Source organism: Roseibium sp. RKSG952 (assembly GCF_009711355.1).
In genome coordinates, this window is the sequence record NZ_SMMF01000908.1 from 13,162 (window position 1) to 34,924 (window position 21,763).

Genomic DNA, 21,763 nt, shown 5'->3' on the forward strand with positions numbered 1-21,763 from the left:
CAGCCATTCGACAGCGTTCGGGAGATGTGTTCACTGAGCGCATTTCAGTTCGACTGCGCGCAAGAAATCAGTGCCGCTCGACAAAGCTGTCGATCACCTTCTTGCGGCCCGCCTTTTCGAATTCGATGGTCAGCTTGTTGCCCTCGATCGAGGCAATCGCGCCGTAGCCGAACTTGATGTGAAACACCCGCTCGCCGACGGAATAGGCCGAGGGCGTATCGCTGACCGACTTGGCAACCAGTTCACCCTCAATCGTCAAAGGGCCCTGCTGTTTTGTCCGTTTGGAGCGGACATCATACTTGCCAAAGATGTCGTCGCTTTGAGACTTGCGCGCCTTTTGGGCCCGTTGCCAGCCGGGAGTTGAATAGCTGCCCGCCTCGAAGGGGTCAGACTTGTCGAAACGGGACGAATAGCCTCCGCCGCCATACCCGCCATAGCGCGTGGACGGCTCGGCAATCTCGACGTGTTCGGGCGGCAGCTCGTCGAGAAACCGGGACGGAATGCTCGATTGCCAGGTTCCGTGAATACGCCTGTTGGACGTGAACCAGATCTTGGCACGCTTCTTCGCCCGCGTAATGCCGACATAGGCGAGCCGCCGCTCCTCCTCCAGCCCGGCACGACCGCTATCGTCCAGCGATCTCTGGTGCGGAAACAGCCCCTCCTCCCAGCCGGGCAGAAACACCGTGTCGAATTCCAGCCCCTTCGCCGAATGCAGCGTCATGATCGAGACGGCATCATTGTCGTCGTTGGAATCGCGGTCCATGACGAGGGCGATATGCTCCAGAAAGCCCGCCATTGATTCGAACTCTTCCATGGAGCGGATGAGTTCCTTCAGGTTGTCGAGCCGGCCGGGAGCCTCGGCAGAGCGGTCCTTGCGCCACATTTCCGTGTAGCCACTCTCATCAAGGATGATTTCGGCCAGTTCCGTGTGCGACAGGGTCTCGACCTGACCCCGCCAGCGTTCGAAATTTCCAAGCACCTGACGGAGCGAATTGCGCGGCTTGGGTTTCAGCTCTTCCGTATCGCAGAGCTGTTGGGCTGCCTGCAGCAGAGGAATGCGCTCGGCCCGGGCCAGTTCATGCACCATTTTCAAGGTGGCTTCACCGAGCCCGCGCTTCGGTGTGTTGACGATCCGCTCAAAGGCCAGATCGTCGGCGGGCTGAACCGTGCAGCGGAAATAGGCGAGCGCATCGCGGATTTCCATGCGCTCATAGAACCTCGGGCCGCCGATCACACGGTAATTCAGGCCGAGCGTTATGAAACGGTCCTCGAACTCACGCATCTGGAAGGACGCCCGCACCAGGATCGCCATGTCATTGAGCTTGTGGCCCTTTTGCTGAAGCGACTCGATCTCGTCGCCAATCGACCGGGCCTCTTCTTCCGAATCCCACGCCGAGGCGACACAAACGAGATCATGGTCTTCCTCGTGAAAGTCCGTGAACAGCGTCTTCCCGAGCCGCCCCTCATTGTGCGAGATCAGATGCGAGGCGGCCGCCAGGATATGGCTGGTCGAGCGGTAATTGCGCTCCAGCCGGATGACCGTCGCGCCCTTGAAGTCGTGGTCGAAGCGCAGGATATTGTCGACTTCCGCCCCGCGCCAACCGTAGATCGACTGATCATCGTCGCCCACGCAACAGACATTCGGATTGCCCTGTGCGAGCAGCCGTAACCACAAATACTGGGCAATGTTGGTGTCCTGATACTCGTCCACCAGCATGTAGCGGAACCGGTGCTGATAGTCCTTGAGAACATCCGGGTTGGTCCTGAACAGGGTGATGACATGCAGCAGCAGGTCGCCGAAATCAGCCGCATTCAGAACCGACAGGCGGTCCTGATACTCGGCATAGATCTTCCGCCCCCGGCCATTGCCGAAAGCCGCCGCCTCGCCTTCAGGCACATCCTTGGGCCCAAGCGCGCGGTTCTTCCAGCCATCCATCATTGCCGCAAAGGCCTTGGCCGTCCAACGCTTGTCATCGAGCCCTTCAGCCTGGATCACCTGCTTGATCAGCCGGATCTGGTCATCGGTATCGAGGATCGAAAAGCTCGACTTGAGCCCGACCAGTTCTGCATGACGGCGCAGGATCTTCACGCAAATCGAGTGAAACGTTCCAAGCCAGCCCATTCCCTCGATGGAACCGCCGATAAAGCCGGAAATGCGCTCCTTCATTTCCCGCGCGGCCTTGTTGGTGAAAGTGACGGCAAGGATTTGCGAGGGACGCGCCGCACCAGTCGCCAGAATATGTGCAATCCGCGTCGTCAGCACCCGGGTCTTGCCGGTTCCGGCTCCGGCGAGCACCAGCACCGGGCCCTCGATGGTTTCAACCGCCAGCCGCTGTTCCGGGTTGAGACCGGTCAGATAGTCGGGTGCCTGACGGGCCGCCATCGCGCGTGCCGCGATACCGCCTGTGCGCGATGCAGCGGGTGCTGGCTCAAAAGCGCGGTCCATCGGGTCCCAATCATCTGAAAAGCCGGAAGGCATGGTCATCAACGCGGTCACGATTCTGGTTGCTACAGTTGGAGAACAATATAGCAACGAATTGGCCGTGAGCGAGGCATGATCCAAGGATTTAATGGGGACAAGGCCGCGCATTGCCCTTGGACCGAATCAATGCCAGTCTTTCAGGATCGAGTCCCGGGGAACCAGCCAGTCACATGCGTCTGAAACTATTCGCTCTGGTCGCGGCGATCATCGCCATACTCGCCGTTTACGCGGCCCTGCTGATCAGGGCGAAATACTACGAATCCATGGACGCCTATGCGCTGATCTATTGTGAGTCGCAGTCCTACGCATTCCTGAAAGCCAACCAGGCCCCCTTGTGCCGTCTGATGGATGACGTTTCGCGCAGTCTTGATGAAATGACCTATACGTTTCGCGTCAATCAAAACCACACAACCACGTTTACCGTGACGCTCAACAAGGGGGTCTATGAAGTAAGAGATGCGAGTGTCGCTCCGGCTGACTGACGCGATCAGGCCGTGGGCGAATTCAATTTCAAAGTGCAACCAGAGCTTCCCTGGAACGTTTTCGGGCTCTCGCGACAGCTTCCAGAGCCGTCAAAATTCAACAAGGCCGGCCCGGCCATTATCGGTTTCAGTTTGATTGCCGATGGCATTATAAGTCTTCGCCAAACTTGGTTTCGATCACCCTGGCTCATGGCAACCCCAGGATCACCGAAACCCTCCACACCTCCAAAACCGAGCCAAACCATATCAGCAAGGATCCCGTTCCCTTGACACATTCCTATCCCGCTCCCTTGAGTGAACTCCTGACAATCGGCGAACCTGATCATTTTGGCGGCGATGCAGACCAATGGCCCGATTACCTTGAGCTCGGCTTTGGCAAGGAACACGTTCCAGATCTCTTGAGTTTGGTGACGGACCCATCCCTCAATTCCGCAGCCCCGGATACAAAAGAGGTTTGGGCGCCCTTGCATGCCTGGCGCACGCTCGGGCAGTTGAAAGCGGCGGAGACGGCTGAAGCGCTTCTGAAATACAGTACTGTACAGTCAGATGATGATTGGCTGCATGAAGAGTTGCGATTGGTCTTTTCCCAATTCGGAACCGAGGGAATAGACGCGCTGACAACCCACCTCGGCAACCGGCGTATCAACGAAATTGATCGGTGTACCGCCACTCATTGCCTTAGTACCATCGGCATAAGAAATCCGGATATTCGGAACCGATGCCTCGAAGTCCTTGAAAAACAGCTCCTCGAGTTCTTAAAAAACGGCAATGACCTTAACGGCTGGATCGTTTCGTCCTTGCTTGACCTCAAAGCGGTGGAAGCAATTGAAACAATTCGCGCTGCCTACAATGCAAACGCCGTCAACTTGAGGATCTGCGGCGATCTGGAAGATGTCGAAATTGAAATGGGTTTTCGTCGGGAGCGGGAAACGCCGAAGCCTCACTACGGTTTTTTGGCTGATCTTTTTGAAAGCTTAAGCTCCGGCAACGACCCGATCGTGAATCGTAACCGCGATGTCGGCCGCAACGATCCCTGCCCCTGCGGATCGGGCAAGAAGTACAAGAAGTGCTGCCTCGAGTGAACCGATCACCCCCCGGGGGAAGCCGGTGCTCATCCGCGTGTCAGACGAGCACCGGCGATCCCGGTCCAAAGAGTGCGAATACCCGATCAGCTTCCCTCGACCCGCTCGAACCACGCATCCTCTGAAATCACCTCGATGCCGAGCTCCTCGGCCTTTTTCAGTTTCGAGCCCGCTTTCGGACCGGCAACCACGAGATCTGTCTTCTTGGAGACAGACCCGGACACCTTGGCACCATAGCGTTCGGCCATGGCCTTGGCTTCATCGCGGGTCATGCGTTCAAGGGAACCGGTAAACACCACGGTCTTGCCCGCAACCGGCGACCCTGACGCATCGATCTTTTCCACGTCGCGGGGGCTGACTTCCTTCACGAGCGCGTCGAGCTGCGCGCGGTTGTGTTCCTCGGCAAAGAATTCCGTCAAGGCATCTGCAACGATGGTCCCGATACCGTCAATGTTGTTGAGATCCGTCCAGGCATCTCCGCCCTTGTCATGGGCGGCGATCATCGCATCGGAAAACACGCCCCAGGACCCGTAGGCCCGGGCCAGAAGCTTGGCGTTGCCCTCGCCGACGTGCCGGATGCCGAGCGCGAAGATGAAGCGGTTCAGGTCGATGTTCCGGCGTGCGTTGATCGCCTCAAACAGGTTGCGGGCCGAGACCGCGCCCCAGCCTTCGCGATTGCGGAGTTTGGTCAAGGCCTGCTTGTCGCGGTCTTCCAGCGTGAAAATGTCGGCAGGTGCCATCACCAGACCGTCCTGATAGAAGGCATCGACCTGCTTGTCGCCGAGGCCCTCGATATCGAAGGCATTGCGGGACACGAAATGTTTCAGCTTCTCTGTCGCCTGTGCCGGACAGATCAACCCTCCGGTGCAGCGGCGAATGGCATCCATGCGCCCGGACTTGGCGTTTTCCTCCCGAACCGCATGGCTTCCGCAGGCCGGACATAGGGTCGGGAACACAAAGGCTTCCGCCCCTTCGGACCGTTTTGCGAGGTCCACATCGACGATTTGCGGGATCACGTCACCGGCACGCTGGATCTGCACCGTATCGCCAACCCGAAGATCCTTGCCGCCCCGGATCGGTTCGCCGTCCTGACCAATGCCCTTGATGTAGTCCTCATTGTGCAGCGTTGCGTTGGAGACCACCACACCACCGACCGTGACCGGTTCGAGTTTGGCAACCGGCGTCAAGGCGCCTGTGCGGCCAACCTGGATCTCGATATCGTTCAGGATGGTGAAGGCCTTTTCCGCCGGGAACTTGTGGGCAATCGCCCAGCGGGGCGAGCGGGACACAAAGCCGAGCCGCTGTTGCAGGTCAAGCCTGTCGACCTTGTAGACCACGCCGTCAATATCGTAGCCGAGCGTTGCGCGCTCCTCCTCGATGCGGTGGTAAACCTCTAGCAGCTCCTCGACGCTCTCGCAACGCTTCATCAGCGGGTTGATGACAAAGCCCCAGCTTTCGAAAATCCGCACCATGTCCAGCTGGGTCTTTGCCGGGATCTCACTCATGTCGCCCCAGGCATAGGCAAAGAACTTCAAGGGCCGGGAGGCGGTGATATCGGAGTTGAGCTGGCGCAGGGACCCGGCCGCCGCATTGCGCGGGTTGGCAAACACCTTGCCGCCATTGGCCGCCATGCGAGTGTTGAGCGCCTGAAAGTCGGCATGCGCCATATAGACTTCGCCGCGAACCTCGACAACCTCCGGCACCGCGCCTGTCAGAACCTGCGGGATGTCCGAAATGGTTCGGGCGTTGGCGGTCACATTTTCACCGGTCGTGCCGTCACCGCGCGTGGCCGCATAGATGAGCTTGCCACGTTCATAGCGCAAGGACAGTGACAGGCCGTCGATCTTGGGTTCGGCTGTGACCGCAAGCGCCCCCATCAACGGATCATATTTCAGAAACCGGCGCACCCGGCCGACAAAGTCACGGACATCGTCATCCTTGAACGCATTGTCCAGCGACAGCATCGCCACCTTGTGGGTGATCTTGGAAAAGGCTTCCGACGGCGCGGCCCCGACGCGGGCAGAGGGGCTGTCTTCACGCACCAGTTCCGGAAAGCGCGCTTCCAGGGCCGCATTTCGCAGCCGAAGCGCATCATAGTCCGCATCCGAAATCGTTGGCGCATCTTCCTGGTGGTACCGCCTGTCATGCTCTGCGATTTCCGAGGCCAGCCGTTCCAGCTCCCCCCGGGCCTGTTCAAGCGTCAGGGTATCGATATCGGCGTTTTGGTCGAGGTTTTCGGACATGGAAGCACCAGGAAAAATGGGGACGTAACGAACAGGACGGGGAACCAGTCCGGGTCCGGCGCGTTTGCACATTAAGCCGCTTATAGATCAAACCACACCGGAGAGGGATATGACGATACAGTCCAACAACAATAAATCGGCCGCCATTCTGGAATCACGCGGGCTATGGTTCCTTCTGGGGGCAATGATTGTGGCTGCGGCTGCCGGCGCGTGGATCTACACCGAACGCCAGGAAGCAAGCGAAGGACTGTCGATTGAGTTCACCACTCCGGGCGGAGACCAGAAGGAATTGAATGTTCCGCTGCCCGGCAAGGGAGACGGCTGATCGAAGCTTGCAGGTATTCGGGAAAATGGCCGGGCGCATATGCGGCCCGGCTTTTTCTTTCGCCCGATTGGCTGCCGGAGCCTATGCCGCATCCGTTTCGGCCTGAGCGATCAATTTTCCGGCGGCAGCCCGCGCTTCTTCGGTGATGACACTGCCGGCCAGCATCCGGGCAATTTCCTCCCGGCGATGCGCCTCGTCTATCCGCTTGACCCGGGTCGCGACCCGGTCTTTTGCCGCGGCCTCCTTGGCAATCAGGAAATGACCTTCGGCCCGGGCAGCGACCTGCGGCGCATGGGTGACGGTGAGCACCTGAACCGTTGCCGCAAGCCGCGCAAGCCGCAACCCGATGGCCTCCGCAACAGCGCCACCCACCCCGGTGTCGATCTCGTCAAAAACCAGCGTCGGAGCCGAGCCCTTGTCGGCCAGCGAAACCTTCAATGCCAGAAGAAACCGGGACAGCTCGCCACCCGAGGCAACTTTCATCATCGGCCCGGGCCGCGTGCCCGGATTGGTCTGAACGTGAAATTCCATCTGGTCGATGCCGGTCCGGCCCGGATTGTCCGGATCACTGGACATCTCGACAATGAACCGTGCGCGCTCCAGCTTGAGCGCAGGCAATTCCGCAGCCACGGCCTTTTCGAGCGCCCGGGCGGATTTCACGCGCTTTTCCGAGAGCTTTTGCGCCTTGGCGTCAAACGCCGCGCGGCAGGCCACGGCCTGTTCCTTGAGCGCCGAGAGCTTGCCTTCCCCGGCATCCAGATCGGCCAGATCACCGGCCATCTTTTCGCAAAGTGCCCCCAGATCGTCGGCGGGGACCGAGAACTTCCGCGAGGCAGCCCGCAGGGCAAACAGCCGTTCCTCGACACTTTCCAGTTCACGCGGATCGAAGTCGGTTTCCCGCAAGGCCATTTCCAAACCGCCGCGTGCCTCTTCCAGCTGGTCAAGTGCCGACGCCAAAGCTGACACCGGCCCGTTCAGAAGATGCGGCACCTGGTCCGCCTTGCGCTCCATCCGCCGGAGCAAACTCGACAGTTCCGGGATTGGAGAGGCAGACCCGTTCAGCGATTCGAACGCCTCGTTCAGGTCCCCGGCGATCTTTTCGACCTGCATCATGGCGGTGCGCCGGGCGGCCAGTTCGTCTTCCTCGCCGGATTGCGGGGCAAGCTTGCCGAGTTCGTCGACAGCTGCGGTCAGATAGTCCGCTTCCTGACGGGCGGTCTCGATGCGGGCTTCGTGATCCCGCACGGCCTTTTCGGCCGTACGCCACGCGGAAAAGGCCGCTCCCGTCTTTTCGACATCACCTTGAAGTCCGGCAAAGGAATCGACCAGCGTGCGGTGGCTGTCGGGATCAACCAGTGCGCGGTCGTCATGCTGTCCGTGGATCTCGACCAGGAGAGTTCCCGCCTGACGCATCAGGCCCACACTGACCGGCTGATCATTGATGAAAGCCCGGGTACGCCCGTCCGCGGTCTGGATCCGGCGCAAGATCACGTCGCCATCATCGTCCACACCATTCTCGCGCAGCAAGCTCCGAACGGCGTGCCCCGCAGGTACATCGAAGACCGCGCTCACCTGCCCTTGGGCTTCACCATGGCGAACGAGATCCGAATCACCGCGCCCGCCAATGGCCAGAGACAACGAATCAAGCAGGATCGACTTTCCGGCCCCGGTTTCGCCGGTCAGAACCGACATCCCGGGGGCGAAATCAAGATCAAGGCGGTCAATCAGAACGATGTCACGAATGGACAGCGTGACAAGCATGAAGGCGTGCTCCCGGTCTTCCGAAAATCAGAGGCTGATCAGAAGACGTTGATACCCTTGAATGCCTTGCTGATCCAGCTGCTTGAATCTTCGGAGGGCTCATACCCACCCTTGTTCAGGAGCGCGTAGGCATCCTTGTACCACTGGCTGTCGGGGAAATTGTGACCGAGCACTGCGGCGGCCGTCTGCGCTTCGCTGACAACGCCAAGCGCGTAGTAGGCTTCGGTCAGGCGGAACAGGGCTTCCTCGACATGGCGTGTTGTCTGGTAATCCAGCACCACGACCTTGAACCGGTTGATCGCCGCAATGTAGTTCCGCTTCTCCAGATAATAGCGGCCGATCTGCATTTCCTTGCCCGCCAGCTGGTCACGGGCAATCAGGAGCTTTTCTTCCGCATCCGGCGCATATTCACTGTCCGGATAACGCTGCAACAGTTCGGCAAAGGTCTGCGCGGCCCGCTCCGTCACCGTCTGATCCCGCGTGATATCCGGCATCTGGCGGAAATAGCTTTGTCCAATGATGTAGAGCGCATAAGCCGCGTCCGGATTGCCCGGATAAAGCCGCAGGAAACGGCGCGCTGCGTTTATCGCGTCGCCATACTTGCCGCGGCTGAAATTGATATACGCCATGTTGATCAGGGATTTCTTGGCGTATTCGGAATACGGATACAGCCGGTCGAGTTCGGAGAACTTCTTGTCCGCATCCTTGAGCTTGCCCTCAGCGCGAAGGGCAAGACCTTCATTGTAGAGCACTTCGGCCGGAGTGTCGTTCAGCGCCAGATCGTCGCTTTCGCCGGTGGAAGAGCAGGCGGCAAGGGCCAGTGGCGCCAGGACTGCGACCACCTTGATAAGGCCTGGACGGCCTTTGGACTGAACATTTGCCGGCACGGTGCCCATGAATCTCACGCTTTCACTCCTTCGCCGGCGCAACAGATGCAAGATCTTGGCGCAGCCGGACAGATATTCCAAATCGCAATGCTGAAGTGTTTAGCGGATTATACAACCGCTCGTCACGCCCCGAGTGATCAGGTCTGCCGTTTTTTTTGAGCTTTTTTGTGGCACGGACCGGCAGCGCCGGCATTCAGGAGGTTTCCAACCGGATCAGGAGTGATCCGGCTTGAAAGCTGCGGCTGCAAGCGCTGCATTTTTACCCTGGGCAAGATCGCGGAAGGACGCGGGAGCCTCGACGATTTCGTAGGCATCCTTGTCGTCAAACAGCTTCACCAGAATCGCGTGATTCATCTTGTGACCGCCTTTGTAGGACCGGTAGAGGCCCAAAATCGGCAAACCTGCCAGCGCAAGGTCGCCAACCGCGTCAAGCGCCTTGTGACGCGCAAATTCGTCCGGCCAGCGGGTACCTTCCGGATTGAGAACCTTGTCCTCGGCAATCGCAACGGAATTTTCCAGCGAGGAGCCGAGCGCAAAGCCCATCTTCCACAGCTGCTCGACATCCTTGACGTAGCCGAATGTCCGGGCCCGGCTCAGTTCGCGGCGAAACACATCCGGCGTCATGTCGGAAACGAATGCCTGACGTCCGATCAGCGGTGTGTCGAAATCAATCGTCACATCGAAACGGGTCTTGTGATGCGGCTGCAATTCACACCAGGCGCTGCCATTGTCGACGCGAACGGCCTTCTTGATCTTCAGGTAGCGGCGCGGTCTGTCCAGCTGCTTCAGTCCCACCTGATCGATTGCCTCGACAAACACTTCACTGCTGCCGTCCATGATCGGCATTTCCGGGCCATCAATCTCGACAACCAGATTGTCGACACCGAGACCGGAAAGGGCGGCCATCAGGTGCTCGACCGTTGACACGCCGTCTTTCGACGGATCGCCAATCACCGTGCACAGAGAGGTCGCCGACACCTTGCTCCAAAGTGCGGGAAAAGCCCGCGCCTTGTCACTGTCGGTTCGATGAAAAACAATCCCGACACCGGATTCGGCGGGCACAAGAGTTATTGAAGCGGGCTTGCCGGAATGGACACCGATCCCGGTCAACGTCACCTGATCCGCAAGGGTCGTTTGTCGGTCGATGTGATAAGTCATAAAACCCAGCCTTTTCCTGAGCGTGCCGACTGCCAGTCCGGAATGCACGAGGGCACACCTGCCGTGGCTACCTGCCGCTTTTGGGTGCGACAATACTCATGTACCGCGTTTCCATGAAATAAAGCTTTATTACGGTTTGTAACCGTCCACAGGATGGCAAACACCTGAAATTTCTGAGAAATTACTTCCCCAAGGGAAACAGCCCGGACGGTTTCGTCCAGGCTGCTCAGGGAAGAAAAGCGAATCGCTCATCAGGAAGCGAATCAGTTGGCCTGACGCCTCAGGAACGCCGGAATTTCCAGCTGTTCGTCATCCGCCTGTGCCTTCGGGGAAACCCGGCCGGTGGTGTCGAGTTGACCGGCAGCGCCATGGTTGACCGGCCGCTGCTGCGGCACGCGCGGCGCAGCCGGTGTCTGAACCGCAGCCGGGCGCGGGGCCTGAACCGGAGCCGCACGCTGAGCCTGAGGCTCTTCCTCATGCACCTCTTCCTCCTCGCGCCGGCCAAGGCCGTTGGCAAGACGGCGGAGCAGCCCCATCGGACGGCGTTCTTCCTCTGCCTCGTGATGCGGCGGCACAGGCTGTGCAACAGCGGGTTCGGCGTCGGCAACTTCCTGCTGGGCCGGTTCGGCTGGAGATTGCTGTGCCATGAACTCCCGCTGGGCAATCGGCGGGAAGTCCTCGACACGCGGCATCCGCGGCGCCGGGGTATGCTGTTCCGCAACCGGCGGAATATAAGGCTTGTTCACCGGCTCCGGCTCGGCATGAGCCTGGACCTGCGGTGCTTCTTCCTCGAAATCAACCACGGGCTGATTGTCGGACAGGGTCTGCGGGGCAGGCGTATACCGGCTGATTTCCACTTCCGGATCCGAGGAAGCTGCGACCGGCTGAGGGGCAGCGTCCGGGATGGACAGTTCACGTTCGAGATTGGCGACAGCTTGAGCGGCGGCCTGCTGGACCCGGGGCTGAGATACCGGAACGGCGGTCTCAACCTGCGGTGCCGCTGCGGAGTTTCCCGCCAATGCTTCATAGGAGCCTTCCATGTCGGCTTCCCGGTCAATGCCGGTGGCCACCACGGAAACACGGATGATGCCGTCAAGGCTCTCGTCGAACGTCGCGCCGAGGATGATGTTGGCATCCGGATCGACTTCCTCGCGGATGCGGGTTGCCGCTTCGTCGACCTCGAACAGGGTCAGGTCGTTGCCGCCCGTGATCGAGATCAGAAGGCCTCGCGCGCCTTTCATGGAGGATTCGTCGAGCAGCGGATTGGCAATTGCGGCTTCTGCGGCCTGCTGGGCGCGCTTTTCGCCGCTGGCTTCGCCGGTTCCCATCATCGCCTTGCCCATGCCGCGCATGACGGAGCGGACATCGGCAAAATCCAGATTGATCAGGCCTTCCTTGACCATCAGGTCGGTGATGCAGGCAACGCCGGAATAAAGCACCTGATCAGCCATTGCGAAAGCATCGGCAAAGGTGGTCTGGGCATTTGCAATCCGAAACAGGTTCTGGTTCGGAATCACGATCAGGGTGTCGACGCACCGCTGCAGCTCCTCGATGCCCGAATCCGCAATGCGCATCCGGCGGCCACCTTCGAACTGGAACGGCTTGGTGACAACACCCACCGTCAGGATCCCCTGCTCGCGCGCGGCCCGCGCAATCACGGGCGCTGCCCCGGTCCCGGTCCCCCCGCCCATACCGGCGGTGATGAAGACCATGTGCGACCCGGACAGATGGTCGTTGATTTCGTCGATCACCTCTTCGGCGGCCGCACAGCCGACCTCCGGCTGCGACCCGGCCCCGAGCCCTTCCGTGACCGCAACACCCATCTGGACGATGCGTTCGGAATGGTTCATGGCCAGAGCCTGGGCGTCCGTGTTGGCCACGACAAAGTCGCAGCCCTGGAGACCCGCGGTGATCATGTTATTGACGGCGTTTCCGCCCGCGCCGCCGACGCCGAAGACCGTAATACGCGGCTTCAGCTCCTGAATATCGGGCATCTTCAGGTTGATGGTCATAGTATCCTCGCGACCCACTTCAGCCCCGGATATCCGGGACCCGTTCTCTTCCCTAATCTCGTCAACCGTTTCCGGCAGATCCTGTCCTTCGCTCATGGTCAAAAGCTCTCCCTGATCCATTGGCCCACGCGGGCCAGATAGCCAGATTGTCCACCCCATCCGGATCTGCGGCTCTTGTGTTCGAACTGCTCGATCTGGGCGACCTGCGGGTAGATGAGGAGACCGACGGCCGCAGCGAATGCCGGACCCTTTGCTGCCTCCGGGAGACCGGCGACGCCTAAGGGCCGGCCAAGACGGACGTTGCGGCCAAGGACGCGGCGCGCAACTTCACTCAAGCCCGTGAGCTGACTGGCACCGCCGGTCAGCACGATCTGCTTGCCAACCCGCCCGGCAAAGCCGGAGGCCGTCAAACGGTCGCGTACGAGTTCGAGAATTTCCTCCACCCTCGGGCGGATGACACGTGTCAGCGCCGAACGGGGGATTTGAATCGGCAGATCGCTATCGCTTTCCAGCGGCGGCACCGTGAGGATGTCACGGTCATCTGCGCTGCTGGCCAAGGGCGATCCATGAAGGGTTTTCAGACGCTCGGCGTCCTGCATGCGGGTGGCAAAGGCGCGGGCGATGTCCATCGTGACATGGTGGCCGCCAACGGCAATGGCGTCCAGATGTACCATGTGCCCTTCGACAAAAACCGACAGCGTCGTCGTCCCGCCGCCCATGTCGATACAGGCCACCCCGAGCTCGGTTTCGTCGCTCACGAGCGTCGACAACCCGCTGGCGAAAGGCGTGGCCACCAACGTTTCCACATGCAGGTGGCCACGATTGATGCAGAGTTCCAGATTGCGAACCGGCGGCACCTCGGCGGTCACCACCTGCATGTCGACGCCAAGTTTGACACCCATCATGCCGCGCGGGTCGCGAATGCCGCGATTGCCGTCAAGGGAGTAGGAAATCGGAAGCGCATGGGTGACGGCACGGCCGTCGGTCAGGGAATGAGACCCGCCGGCAGCCAGAACACGTTGAATATCGGCTTCGCTGACATGATCGCCTGCAAGCGGGACAGAGGCGCTGAAAATCTCGCTCTTGAGACGCCCGCAACTTACATTCGTGATCAGAGACTCGACCGTCAACCCTGCCATGCGTTCAGCCGAATCCACCGCCAGACGAATGGCATGCTCGGCCGCATCCATGTCAATCACGACACCGGACTTGATCCCCTGCGAGCGCTGGTAACCGTATCCGAGAACCTCGATGGCATGAGACCGGCCCGGCATCACAGCGCCGTCATCGCGCGGTGTCAGCTTTGCAATCAGGCAGCAGATCTTGGTCGAGCCGACGTCGAGGACCGACATGACGACGGCCCGGCGCCCGGGGAGCGGGCGCATGCGCGGCAAATACAGAATGGACCCGGAACGTTTCATGTGCGGCGCTCCAGCTTGACCAGGCGTTCTCTGCGGCCTTTCGGATCGTGGCGCTGTTTGGCCGCATCCTCTGAAAGCCGCACAACGACCCGGTCGCCCAGCCTCAGGTCGACGGCAACGATGTCACGGGTGAGAAGCCCGTTTTCCGCGTCCATGTCGACTAGATCCGCAAGTGCTGTGACCACCTTGTCTTCGGGCAATCGGACGGTGATGCCGTTTTCCAGCATCAGATCCCAACGGCGGCCACTGACCAGGAAGGCCGCGCGGACCCGGGGCCGCAACTCCGGAAACTTGTCAAGCGCCTTGATGATTTCACCCGCGCGCCTTTGTGCGCCGTGGTTCACCACAAGAAGAAGATTGGCGTAGCGTCCGTCAACATCATCCGTAATGACGTCGCCGTCCTCGTTGATGATGGACACCACATCACCGCGCTGCCACAGCGCAAAAGGCATCCGCTCTTCCAGGTTCACCTTGAGCGTACCCGGATAAAGCTTCATCACCGAGGCCGATTCGACCCAGGCGAGATCGGTCAGCCGTTTGCGTGCCCCTTCCGCATCAAAAAGAGCGAGCGAGCCGCCCTGGTGGATTTCAAGGGCTTCAAGGATCTGGAAGTCGTTGGTTTCGCGCTGGCCGGAAATCTTGACGGTTTCCACGCCGAAGCCGGAGGCGCTCAACAGGGCGTCGGACACTTCGCGGCCATAGCCGCCGAGAACGATACCGTAGGAAATTGTCAGGGCAAGAAAGCCGAGTGCGGCAGCGCTGCCGCTCCAACGCGGCAAATCGTTAAGCCGGCCAGCCGCGCGCCAGACCGGCTGCCGGTGCAAACGGGGGACGCCGCGCCCCTGTGGAGCCAGCCCGGCTTCCACGGCGTTCAGGTCCGACCACCTCTTTTTGCGCCTTAACGACAGCAACTCGCGTCCTCTACCATCCAGCTCACCAGGTCCTGAAAGCTGATCCCTTCGTGCGCCGCCATTTCCGGCACCAAAGAAGTCGGCGTCATCCCCGGTTGGGTGTTGACTTCAAGGCAGATCAGCTCGCCGGTCCCGTCTTCGCGCTCGTCGAATCGGAAGTCGGCCCGGGATACCCCACGGCACCCAAGAGCCTGATGCGCCTTTAGCGACAGTGTCTGTATTTCTTGGTAAACAAAGGGTGAAATTTTTGCAGGAAGGATGTGTTTTGACCCCCCTTCCAGATATTTGGCGTCGTAATCGTAAAAACTGTGCCCTTTTGGCACAATGTCGATGACACCAAAGACCCTGTCGCCCATGACAGCGCAGGTCAGCTCCCGCCCGCGAATGAACTTTTCGCACATCAAAACGTCGGGATACGGCCAATCTTCGCGGGTCAGCTCCTGAGGCGGAAAGGTATTGTCTTCGTTAACGATGAGAACCCCGAAACTGGACCCCTCGTTTATCGGTTTGATTACATATGGCGGCTTCATCGGGTGTTCGCGGGTCATGTCGAATCGGTTAACGACCACATGGTCGGTCACCGGAATTCCGGCAGCCGCCATCACCGCCTTGGCCTTCACCTTGTTCATGGCCAGCGCCGATCCCATCACGCCAGAATGGGTGTACGGGATATTCATCACTTCAAGGATGCCCTGAACACAGCCGTCCTCGCCAAACGGCCCGTGAAGCGCATTGAAGACAACATCGGGCTTAAGGCGTTTCAGCTCTCCGGTAATGTTGCGGTCGACATCGATCCGGGTGACCTTGTAGCCCGCCGCTTCCAGGGCTGTTGCGCATTCCCGGCCGCTCGACAGGCTCACCGGCCGCTCGCTCACCCATCCGCCCATGAGCACGGCAACGTGCTTCTTCTGCGCCATCAAACTGCTTCCCCGTACTGTCCCAAAAACGGCTCGATTGCCCCTTCCGGCCCAAACGCCCCAAGACGCTTGATCTCCCATTCAAGCGGTACCCCGGTTGCCTGGAGCACGCGCATGCGAACGGTTTCCCCAAGCAATTCGAGATCATGCCCGGTGGCTGATCCGGTATTGATCATGAAATTGCAATGCAGCTCGGACATTTGCGCGCCGCCGATGGTCAAGCCGCGGCACCCGGCTGCGTCCACCAGCTTCCAGGCGGAGTTTCCTTCCGGGTTCTTGAACGTCGAGCCTCCCGTCTTCTCCCGGATCGGTTGCGCCTTTTCGCGATGTGCAACGACCGCCGCCATTTCCTCGCGGATGTCTTCCGGGCTGGCGGGAACACCTTCGAAGACGGCCCCGGTAAAGATCAGGTCTCTGGATGCGGAAGACTGGCGATACGCATACCCCATTTCGGCATTGGTCAGGACATGGCGTTGCCCGGCCCGGTCAAGCGCAACCAGTTCGACCATGCGCTCGCGGGTTTCGGTGCCATGGGCACCGGCATTCATGCGCAGTGCCCCGCCAAGCGCACCCGGGATACCGGTGTAAAACGCGAAACCGCCCAGACCATCCCTGGCAGCCGCCTCGGCGAGCCGCTTGTCCGGGACTGCCGCACCGGCCCGAATGCGGTTGTCTCCGATCTGTTCGATGTGGCCAAAGCCTTTGGCGCTCAGACGGATTACCACACCGGGCAACCCGCCATCGCGGATCAAAAGGTTGGACCCGAGCCCCACGGGCAAGACCGGTACGTCTGCCGGCAATTTTTGCAGGAACAGCGCCAGATCCTGTTCGTCGGCCGGCTGAAACATCAGTTGCGCAGGGCCGCCGGTGCGGAACCAGGTCACTGCGGAAAGTGGCTGGTTTGCCGTCAGCTTGCCACGAACGCCTTCGGCCAGATCAGGATAGAGGTCGAGAAGGTCCGGAAAGCTCACGCCTTGTCTCCGAGCTCTGCGGCGAGTTCATCCGGCAGCGCATAGGCCCACTGCGTGATGTTGCCCGCTCCAAGACAAATCACCATGTCGCCGGAGCGGGCGGTTGACGCGATAAGCGCTGCCAGCTCCCCGGGCGTTTCGATGGCAAGCGCGGAACGGTGTCCGCGCTGTTTCAGGCCGGACACGAGATCCGCGTGGCTGGCACCTTCAATCGGCTGTTCTCCGGCCGCAAAGACCGGCACGACAATCACCTGATCGGCATCGTTGAAGCAGTTCGAGAAATCATCGAACAGGCTGGCGAGGCGGCTGTAGCGATGGGGCTGCACCACGGCAATGACCTTGCCTCTGGTCGATTCGCGCGCGGCATTCAGCACCGCCTTGATCTCGACCGGGTGGTGGCCGTAATCGTCGAAGATGTTGATGCCACCGGCGCTCCCGGTATGGGTAAAGCGCCGTTTCACACCGCCGAAACTTTCGACGCCCTTTCGGATGTCCTCAGGGGTCACGCCCAATTCATGCGCGACCGCAATTGCCGCCGTCATGTTGGACACGTTGTGGATGCCCGGCATCGGCAGGACCAGATCCGGCAACTCGATCGCCGATCCGCTGCGCCGGTCACGGATCGAAACGGAGAATGTCGACCGGCCCGCATCCATCGATACATTCATGAAACGCACATCCGACTGCGGATTGCTGCCGTAGGTCACGATGCGCCGGTCCTCTATGTTGCCGATCATGGTCTGCACTTCCGGATGATCGAGGCACATGACCGCAAAGCCGTAGAATGGCACATTCTCGACAAACTGGCGGAAGGCCGCGCGCACCCCGGCAAAATCGCCATAGTGATCCAGATGCTCGGGATCGATGTTCGTCACCACCGCAATATCGGCCGGCAGCTTGACGAAGGTACCGTCGCTCTCGTCCGCCTCGACCACCATCCAGTCGCCCCCGCCCATGCGGGCATTGGTGCCATAGGCATTGATGATACCGCCATTGATCACGGTCGGATCCTGCCGCCCGGCATCAAGCAGGGCTGCAACCATCGAGGTCGTGGTGGTCTTGCCATGGGTGCCGCCAATCGCAATCGCCTGCTTGAAGCGCATCAACTCGGCCAGCATTTCCGCCCGGCGTACCACCGGGATCAGCTTTTCACGGGCCGCGACGAGTTCCGGATTGTCCTTCCGGATTGCCGAAGACACCACCAGTACTTCGGCATCGCCGAGATTTTCAGCAGCATGACCGATCGATACCGCAATGCCGTTGTCACGCAGGCGCTTCACATTGGCGTTCTCCGCCATGTCCGACCCTTGCACCTGATAGCCAAGGGTTTTCAGCACCTCGGCAATGCCGCTCATGCCTATGCCGCCGATCCCCACAAAATGAACCGGGCCGATATCCCCTGGCATCTTCATGCGCCATCTCCTTCATCTTTTGCCGTTTTCCCGGCAATTCGTTCAACCAGATCTGCCAGCTGCACAACGGCATCCGGCTTGCCCGCTTCAAGGGCACGCGCGGCGGCTGTGGCGAGCATCTCCGGCGCATTCAAAAACCTTTGCAGTTCCTTCGCCAGACGCTCCGGTGTCAGGTCAACCTCCCGGATCGGCCAGGCACCTCCCGCCTTTTCCAGAAGACGGGCATTGGCAGCCTGGTCCTGGTCGATTGCACCCGGCAGGGGGACCAGGATCGACGGGCGGCCGAGCACGGCCAGCTCACAGACCGAGGACGCACCGGACCGGCAGATCACCAGATGAGACGCGGCAATCCGTTCGGGCATGTCGGCGAAAAAACTGCCGAGTTCGGCAGCGATCCCGAGCTCCTTGCAGGCGCGCTCGACCCGCTCGAGATCTTCCGGCCGGCATTGCTGGACAAGCCTGATGCGCTTCCGGTCCGGCTCCGGCAAAATCTTAAGGGCATCCGGCAGGATGTTGGAAAACACCCGCGCGCCTTGCGAGCCGCCGAAAACAAGCAGGTGCAACGGCCCGCCATCCTCAGATGGCGCATAGGGTCGACCGGAGGCGGCAATCACTGCCTCGCGCACCGGATTGCCGGTTTCAACCATCTTGTCCAGAAGGTCTCTGTCGATATTTTCCATGGACATCGAGGTCGCAATGGCAGTCGCGCCCTTGGCAAGCAGCTTGTTGGCCCGGCCCATGACACCATTGGCTTCATGCAACACAGTCGGAATACGGGCGGCCTTGGCGGCATACATCGGCGGAAAGGTCGGATACCCGCCAAAGCCGACGACCACATCGGGATGGAACCCATTCAGGACCTTGCGCGCCTGAAAATAACCGCGTGCGAGCTTCAGGGCTGTCCGGGCAAGGGCAACCGGGTTTTTGCCCCGGATGGTGGCCGACGAAATGATATGTGTCGCGCTTGCGGGAAAGCTGGCCCCGTATTTGTCAGCCCGCTCGTCCGTTGCCAGCTCCACGACCCAGCCGCGCCTGACCAGTTCACCGGCCAGCGCCTGTGCCGGAAACAGATGACCACCTGTTCCACCGGCGGTCAGAAGAACTTTCTTTTTCATAGTAATCCGTTTGCTCCTCACATGAGGCTGGATGGCGACAACCGGCTGACGGTGACCGTATCGGCGCGTTTCGGGCGGGGGCGTTTACGGGTCAACGCCAGAAGCGCGCCTGCGGTCATGGCTGAGGACAAAAGAGAGGACCCGCCATAGGAAATGAAGGGCAGCGTCATGCCCTTGGGCGGAATGAGATTGAGATTGACGCTCAAATTGATGGTTGCCTGAAGCCCGAAGACCACCACGAGGCCGGCGGTCGCCAACCGGCTGAAGGCATCCTGATCCTTGCTGGCATGGTTCAGCCCTCGAATGACGATGAACGCAAACACCGCCACAACAATCAGGCAGACAACGACACCGAACTCCTCCCCGACAACCGCGAAGATAAAATCCGTATGGCTGTCAGGCAGGATGCGCTTGACGGTTCCCTCGCCCGGTCCGCGGCCAAACCAGCCGCCGGACAGAAACGACTCCATCGCGGTATCAACCTGATAGGTGTCGCCGGAACCCGGATCCAGAAACCTGTTCACGCGATTGGTCACGTGGGGAAGGAACAGATAGGCCGAGAACAACCCGGCAACCCCGACAACCCCCAGCCCGGCAATCAGGAACCAGGACAGACCATTCAGGAAAAACAGGCCTGCCCAAACGGCACCGAGCAAAAGCGTCTGCCCGAAATCAGGCTGGGCGATCAACAGTGCCGCACAGATCGCAAACAGAAGCACTGCCAGAATGGCGCCTGGCACTTCCCTGCGGCGGCCGCTTTCCGACAGAAGAAAGGCAATAAGAACCACGAATGCCGGTTTGAGAAACTCCGAGGGCTGCAGGGAAAATCCGGCAATGTAGATCCAGCGCCGGGCGCCCTTGGCCTCGAACCCCACGAACAGTGTCGCCATCATCAACAGGACGGAGACAACGAATATGACCAGTGCAACCCGGCGCACGAGCCGCGGTGTCATCAAGGATCCGGCCAGCATGATTGCAATTGCCGGGATCAGGAAAACCGCCTGCCGCTTGACGAAGAAAAAGGTGTCAACGCCGATACGTTCCGCCACCGGCGGGCTCGCTGCGAAGGACAAGACCACGCCGCCAACCATCAGAAGCACAAAAGCGGCCAGCAGATAGTGATCCACTGTCCAGAGCCATTCGGCAAATCGGCTTCGATCGGCGCGGCTGACCATCAGGCAACCTCCTCGTTTGCTCGCTCGATGTCCTCAAGCGCCCGGACTGCCCTGACAAAGGCGTCGCCGCGCTCTTCAAAATTCGGAAACTGGTCAAACGATGCGCAGGCCGGTGACAACAACACCGCGATTTCCGCAGCCCCGTCCGTTGCAACATCGCGGCTTGCGGCCTCGACCGCCTTGTCGATCGTGCCGCACATTGTGAAGGGGACTCGGTGGTTGGACACGACCCTGGAAAAGTCTTCTGCTGCCTCGCCGATCAGATAGGCCCGGGCAACTTGCGGGAAATACTGTTCCAGATCCCGGATCCCGCCATCCTTGGCGCGGCCTCCGGCAATCCAGTAAATCCGGTCGAAACTGGACAGCGCCCGGGCGGTCGCATCCGCGTTGGTCGCCTTCGAGTCGTTGATGTACAGGACCCGGCCATGCCGGGCGACCACTTCCATCCGGTGATGCAATCCCGGAAAGCTCTTGAATGCTTCCGCGATGTGGTCCGCGGGAATGTTCAGGGCTCGCAGCGCCGAATAGGCAGCCGCTGCATTCTGGCCATTGTGATCACCGCGAAGGCTGTTGATTCCGGCCAGAGACACGACCGGCGTCTGGGCTCCGTCGGCGGCTTCGAACAGCTCCCCTTGCCGGGCATACACACCCTCGGGCAATTCCCGTTCACCAGCGATCCGCACCACCGGTTTGCGCGACAGTTCCAGCCGGTCGGCCATGACCGCCGACAGGCGGTCATCGACACCGACAACCGCGAGCTTGGCACCAGCCACCAGGCGTTCCTTGATGGAGGCGTAGTTTTCCAGCGAACCGTGCCGGTCGAGATGATCCGGAGACAGGTTCATGTGAATGCCGACCGTCGCATCCAGTGTCGGGGCGAGATCGATCTGATAGGAGGAACATTCAACCACGTAGTAGCGCGACAGGACCGGCGGCTCCAGATCCAGAACCGGCACCCCTATATTGCCACCCATCTGGGTGTCGTATCCGAGCACCTTCAGAAGATGGGCAATCAGGGCTGTTGTCGTCGACTTGCCGTTTGTGCCGGTAATCGCAATCAGCGGAGCATCCGGGCAGACATGGCGGCGTTCCCGGCAAAACAGCTCCACATCACCAATCACCTCGATCGCCGCTTCACGGGCCTTGTCGACCGTCCAGTGTGGTACGGGATGCGTCAACGGCACACCAGGGGCGAGGACAAGAGATGAAAACGCGCTCCAATCCGCGCTCTCCAGGTCAGCCGTTTGCAGACCCTCGGCAGCCGCCGCCTTAACCCGCTCCGCGCTGTCATCCCAGCACGTGACACGGCAGCCCCCGGCAACGAGGGCACGCGCGGTCGACAACCCGGAGCCTCCGAGCCCGAAGAGCGCCACATGCCGGTCCTTGAAGGAGGTAATCGGGATCATCGC

The 21,763-nt window shown here is 60.4% G+C and carries 17 protein-coding genes; 3 read left to right on the forward strand and 14 right to left on the reverse strand.

Annotation, left to right across the window (positions count from 1 at the left end; all coding sequences use genetic code 11):
- Positions 1–67: 67 nt before the first annotated feature.
- Entirely contained in the window at positions 68–2,446 is a 2,379-nt protein-coding gene (locus tag E1297_RS18115) for an ATP-dependent helicase (RefSeq protein ID WP_244327803.1), read from the reverse strand.
- Positions 2,447–2,652: 206 nt separating this feature from the next.
- Between E1297_RS18115 and E1297_RS18120 the strand changes: the two genes are divergently transcribed.
- Together E1297_RS18120 and E1297_RS50335 are read left to right on the forward strand one after the other, a co-directional pair.
- On the forward strand, positions 2,653–2,964 hold the full coding sequence (locus E1297_RS18120) for a hypothetical protein (protein WP_155140788.1): 312 nt from the start codon (positions 2,653–2,655) through the stop codon (positions 2,962–2,964).
- A 266-nt stretch (positions 2,965–3,230) separates the two neighbouring features.
- Positions 3,231–4,046 (forward strand): SEC-C metal-binding domain-containing protein, encoded by an 816-nt coding sequence (locus E1297_RS50335; protein ID WP_244327801.1) that lies wholly within the window; start codon positions 3,231–3,233, stop codon positions 4,044–4,046.
- A gap of 86 nt (positions 4,047–4,132) precedes the next feature.
- Here the strand turns inward: E1297_RS50335 and ligA are convergent, their stop codons facing one another.
- Positions 4,133–6,289: an NAD-dependent DNA ligase LigA gene (gene ligA / locus E1297_RS18130; RefSeq protein WP_155140790.1), complete on the reverse strand. Its 2,157-nt coding sequence runs from the start codon at positions 6,287–6,289 to the stop codon at positions 4,133–4,135.
- A 109-nt stretch (positions 6,290–6,398) separates the two neighbouring features.
- Between ligA and E1297_RS18135 the strand changes: the two genes are divergently transcribed.
- A complete protein-coding gene (locus E1297_RS18135) occupies positions 6,399–6,614 on the forward strand; it encodes a hypothetical protein (protein WP_155140792.1) in 216 nt (71 codons plus the stop codon).
- Positions 6,615–6,695: 81 nt separating this feature from the next.
- Here the strand turns inward: E1297_RS18135 and recN are convergent, their stop codons facing one another.
- From recN to murD, 12 genes are all read right to left on the reverse strand, one after another.
- Positions 6,696–8,375, reverse strand: a complete 1,680-nt coding sequence (recN, locus tag E1297_RS18140; protein ID WP_155140794.1) for a DNA repair protein RecN — start codon at positions 8,373–8,375, stop codon at positions 6,696–6,698.
- A gap of 38 nt (positions 8,376–8,413) precedes the next feature.
- The gene (locus tag E1297_RS18145; protein WP_155140841.1) at positions 8,414–9,271 is read right to left on the reverse strand and encodes an outer membrane protein assembly factor BamD; all 858 of its coding nucleotides are present in this window, start codon (positions 9,269–9,271) and stop codon (positions 8,414–8,416) included.
- 204 nt (positions 9,272–9,475) lie between these two features.
- On the reverse strand, positions 9,476–10,420 hold the full coding sequence (gene lpxC / locus E1297_RS18150; protein WP_155140796.1) for a UDP-3-O-acyl-N-acetylglucosamine deacetylase: 945 nt from the start codon (positions 10,418–10,420) through the stop codon (positions 9,476–9,478).
- A gap of 263 nt (positions 10,421–10,683) precedes the next feature.
- On the reverse strand, positions 10,684–12,432 hold the full coding sequence (gene ftsZ, locus E1297_RS18155) for a cell division protein FtsZ (protein ID WP_155140843.1): 1,749 nt from the start codon (positions 12,430–12,432) through the stop codon (positions 10,684–10,686).
- Between the two features lie 98 nt (positions 12,433–12,530).
- Complete coding sequence (gene ftsA / locus E1297_RS18160) at positions 12,531–13,853, reverse strand: cell division protein FtsA (RefSeq protein WP_155140798.1); 1,323 nt, start codon at positions 13,851–13,853, stop codon at positions 12,531–12,533.
- The gene (locus tag E1297_RS18165; RefSeq protein ID WP_155140800.1) at positions 13,850–14,764 is read right to left on the reverse strand and encodes a cell division protein FtsQ/DivIB; all 915 of its coding nucleotides are present in this window, start codon (positions 14,762–14,764) and stop codon (positions 13,850–13,852) included. The genes ftsA and E1297_RS18165 overlap by 4 nt, the downstream gene beginning before the upstream one ends.
- On the reverse strand, positions 14,752–15,681 hold the full coding sequence (locus E1297_RS18170) for a D-alanine--D-alanine ligase (protein ID WP_155140802.1): 930 nt from the start codon (positions 15,679–15,681) through the stop codon (positions 14,752–14,754). Before E1297_RS18170 ends, E1297_RS18165 begins: the two co-directional genes overlap by 13 nt.
- Positions 15,681–16,652: a UDP-N-acetylmuramate dehydrogenase gene (murB, locus tag E1297_RS18175; RefSeq protein ID WP_368669607.1), complete on the reverse strand. Its 972-nt coding sequence runs from the start codon at positions 16,650–16,652 to the stop codon at positions 15,681–15,683. The genes E1297_RS18170 and murB overlap by 1 nt, the downstream gene beginning before the upstream one ends.
- Positions 16,649–18,064 carry a UDP-N-acetylmuramate--L-alanine ligase gene (murC, locus tag E1297_RS18180; protein WP_155140803.1) on the reverse strand — a complete coding sequence of 472 codons (1,416 nt, stop codon included), beginning with the start codon at positions 18,062–18,064 and terminating at the stop codon, positions 16,649–16,651. The genes murB and murC overlap by 4 nt, the downstream gene beginning before the upstream one ends.
- On the reverse strand, positions 18,061–19,179 hold the full coding sequence (gene murG, locus E1297_RS18185; RefSeq protein WP_155140805.1) for an undecaprenyldiphospho-muramoylpentapeptide beta-N-acetylglucosaminyltransferase: 1,119 nt from the start codon (positions 19,177–19,179) through the stop codon (positions 18,061–18,063). Before murG ends, murC begins: the two co-directional genes overlap by 4 nt.
- A 17-nt stretch (positions 19,180–19,196) precedes the next feature.
- On the reverse strand, positions 19,197–20,354 hold the full coding sequence (gene ftsW / locus E1297_RS18190) for a putative lipid II flippase FtsW (protein WP_155140808.1): 1,158 nt from the start codon (positions 20,352–20,354) through the stop codon (positions 19,197–19,199).
- A complete protein-coding gene (gene murD, locus E1297_RS18195) occupies positions 20,354–21,760 on the reverse strand; it encodes a UDP-N-acetylmuramoyl-L-alanine--D-glutamate ligase (protein WP_155140810.1) in 1,407 nt (468 codons plus the stop codon). Before murD ends, ftsW begins: the two co-directional genes overlap by 1 nt.
- Positions 21,761–21,763: the final 3 nt, after the last annotated feature.

Coding starts and splice junctions, on each gene's coding strand:
- E1297_RS18115 (WP_244327803.1), bottom strand. CDS start 2,446: ATGGACCGCGCTTTTGAGCCAGCACCCGCTGCATCGCGCACAGGCGGT.
- E1297_RS18120 (WP_155140788.1), top strand. CDS start 2,653: ATGCGTCTGAAACTATTCGCTCTGGTCGCGGCGATCATCGCCATACTC.
- ligA (WP_155140790.1), bottom strand. CDS start 6,289: ATGTCCGAAAACCTCGACCAAAACGCCGATATCGATACCCTGACGCTT.
- E1297_RS18135 (WP_155140792.1), top strand. CDS start 6,399: ATGACGATACAGTCCAACAACAATAAATCGGCCGCCATTCTGGAATCA.
- recN (WP_155140794.1), bottom strand. CDS start 8,375: ATGCTTGTCACGCTGTCCATTCGTGACATCGTTCTGATTGACCGCCTT.
- E1297_RS18145 (WP_155140841.1), bottom strand. CDS start 9,271: ATGGGCACCGTGCCGGCAAATGTTCAGTCCAAAGGCCGTCCAGGCCTT.
- lpxC (WP_155140796.1), bottom strand. CDS start 10,420: ATGACTTATCACATCGACCGACAAACGACCCTTGCGGATCAGGTGACG.
- ftsZ (WP_155140843.1), bottom strand. CDS start 12,432: ATGACCATCAACCTGAAGATGCCCGATATTCAGGAGCTGAAGCCGCGT.
- ftsA (WP_155140798.1), bottom strand. CDS start 13,853: ATGAAACGTTCCGGGTCCATTCTGTATTTGCCGCGCATGCGCCCGCTC.
- E1297_RS18170 (WP_155140802.1), bottom strand. CDS start 15,681: ATGGCGCAGAAGAAGCACGTTGCCGTGCTCATGGGCGGATGGGTGAGC.
- murC (WP_155140803.1), bottom strand. CDS start 18,064: ATGAAGATGCCAGGGGATATCGGCCCGGTTCATTTTGTGGGGATCGGC.
- murG (WP_155140805.1), bottom strand. CDS start 19,179: ATGAAAAAGAAAGTTCTTCTGACCGCCGGTGGAACAGGTGGTCATCTG.
- ftsW (WP_155140808.1), bottom strand. CDS start 20,354: ATGGTCAGCCGCGCCGATCGAAGCCGATTTGCCGAATGGCTCTGGACA.
- murD (WP_155140810.1), bottom strand. CDS start 21,760: ATGATCCCGATTACCTCCTTCAAGGACCGGCATGTGGCGCTCTTCGGG.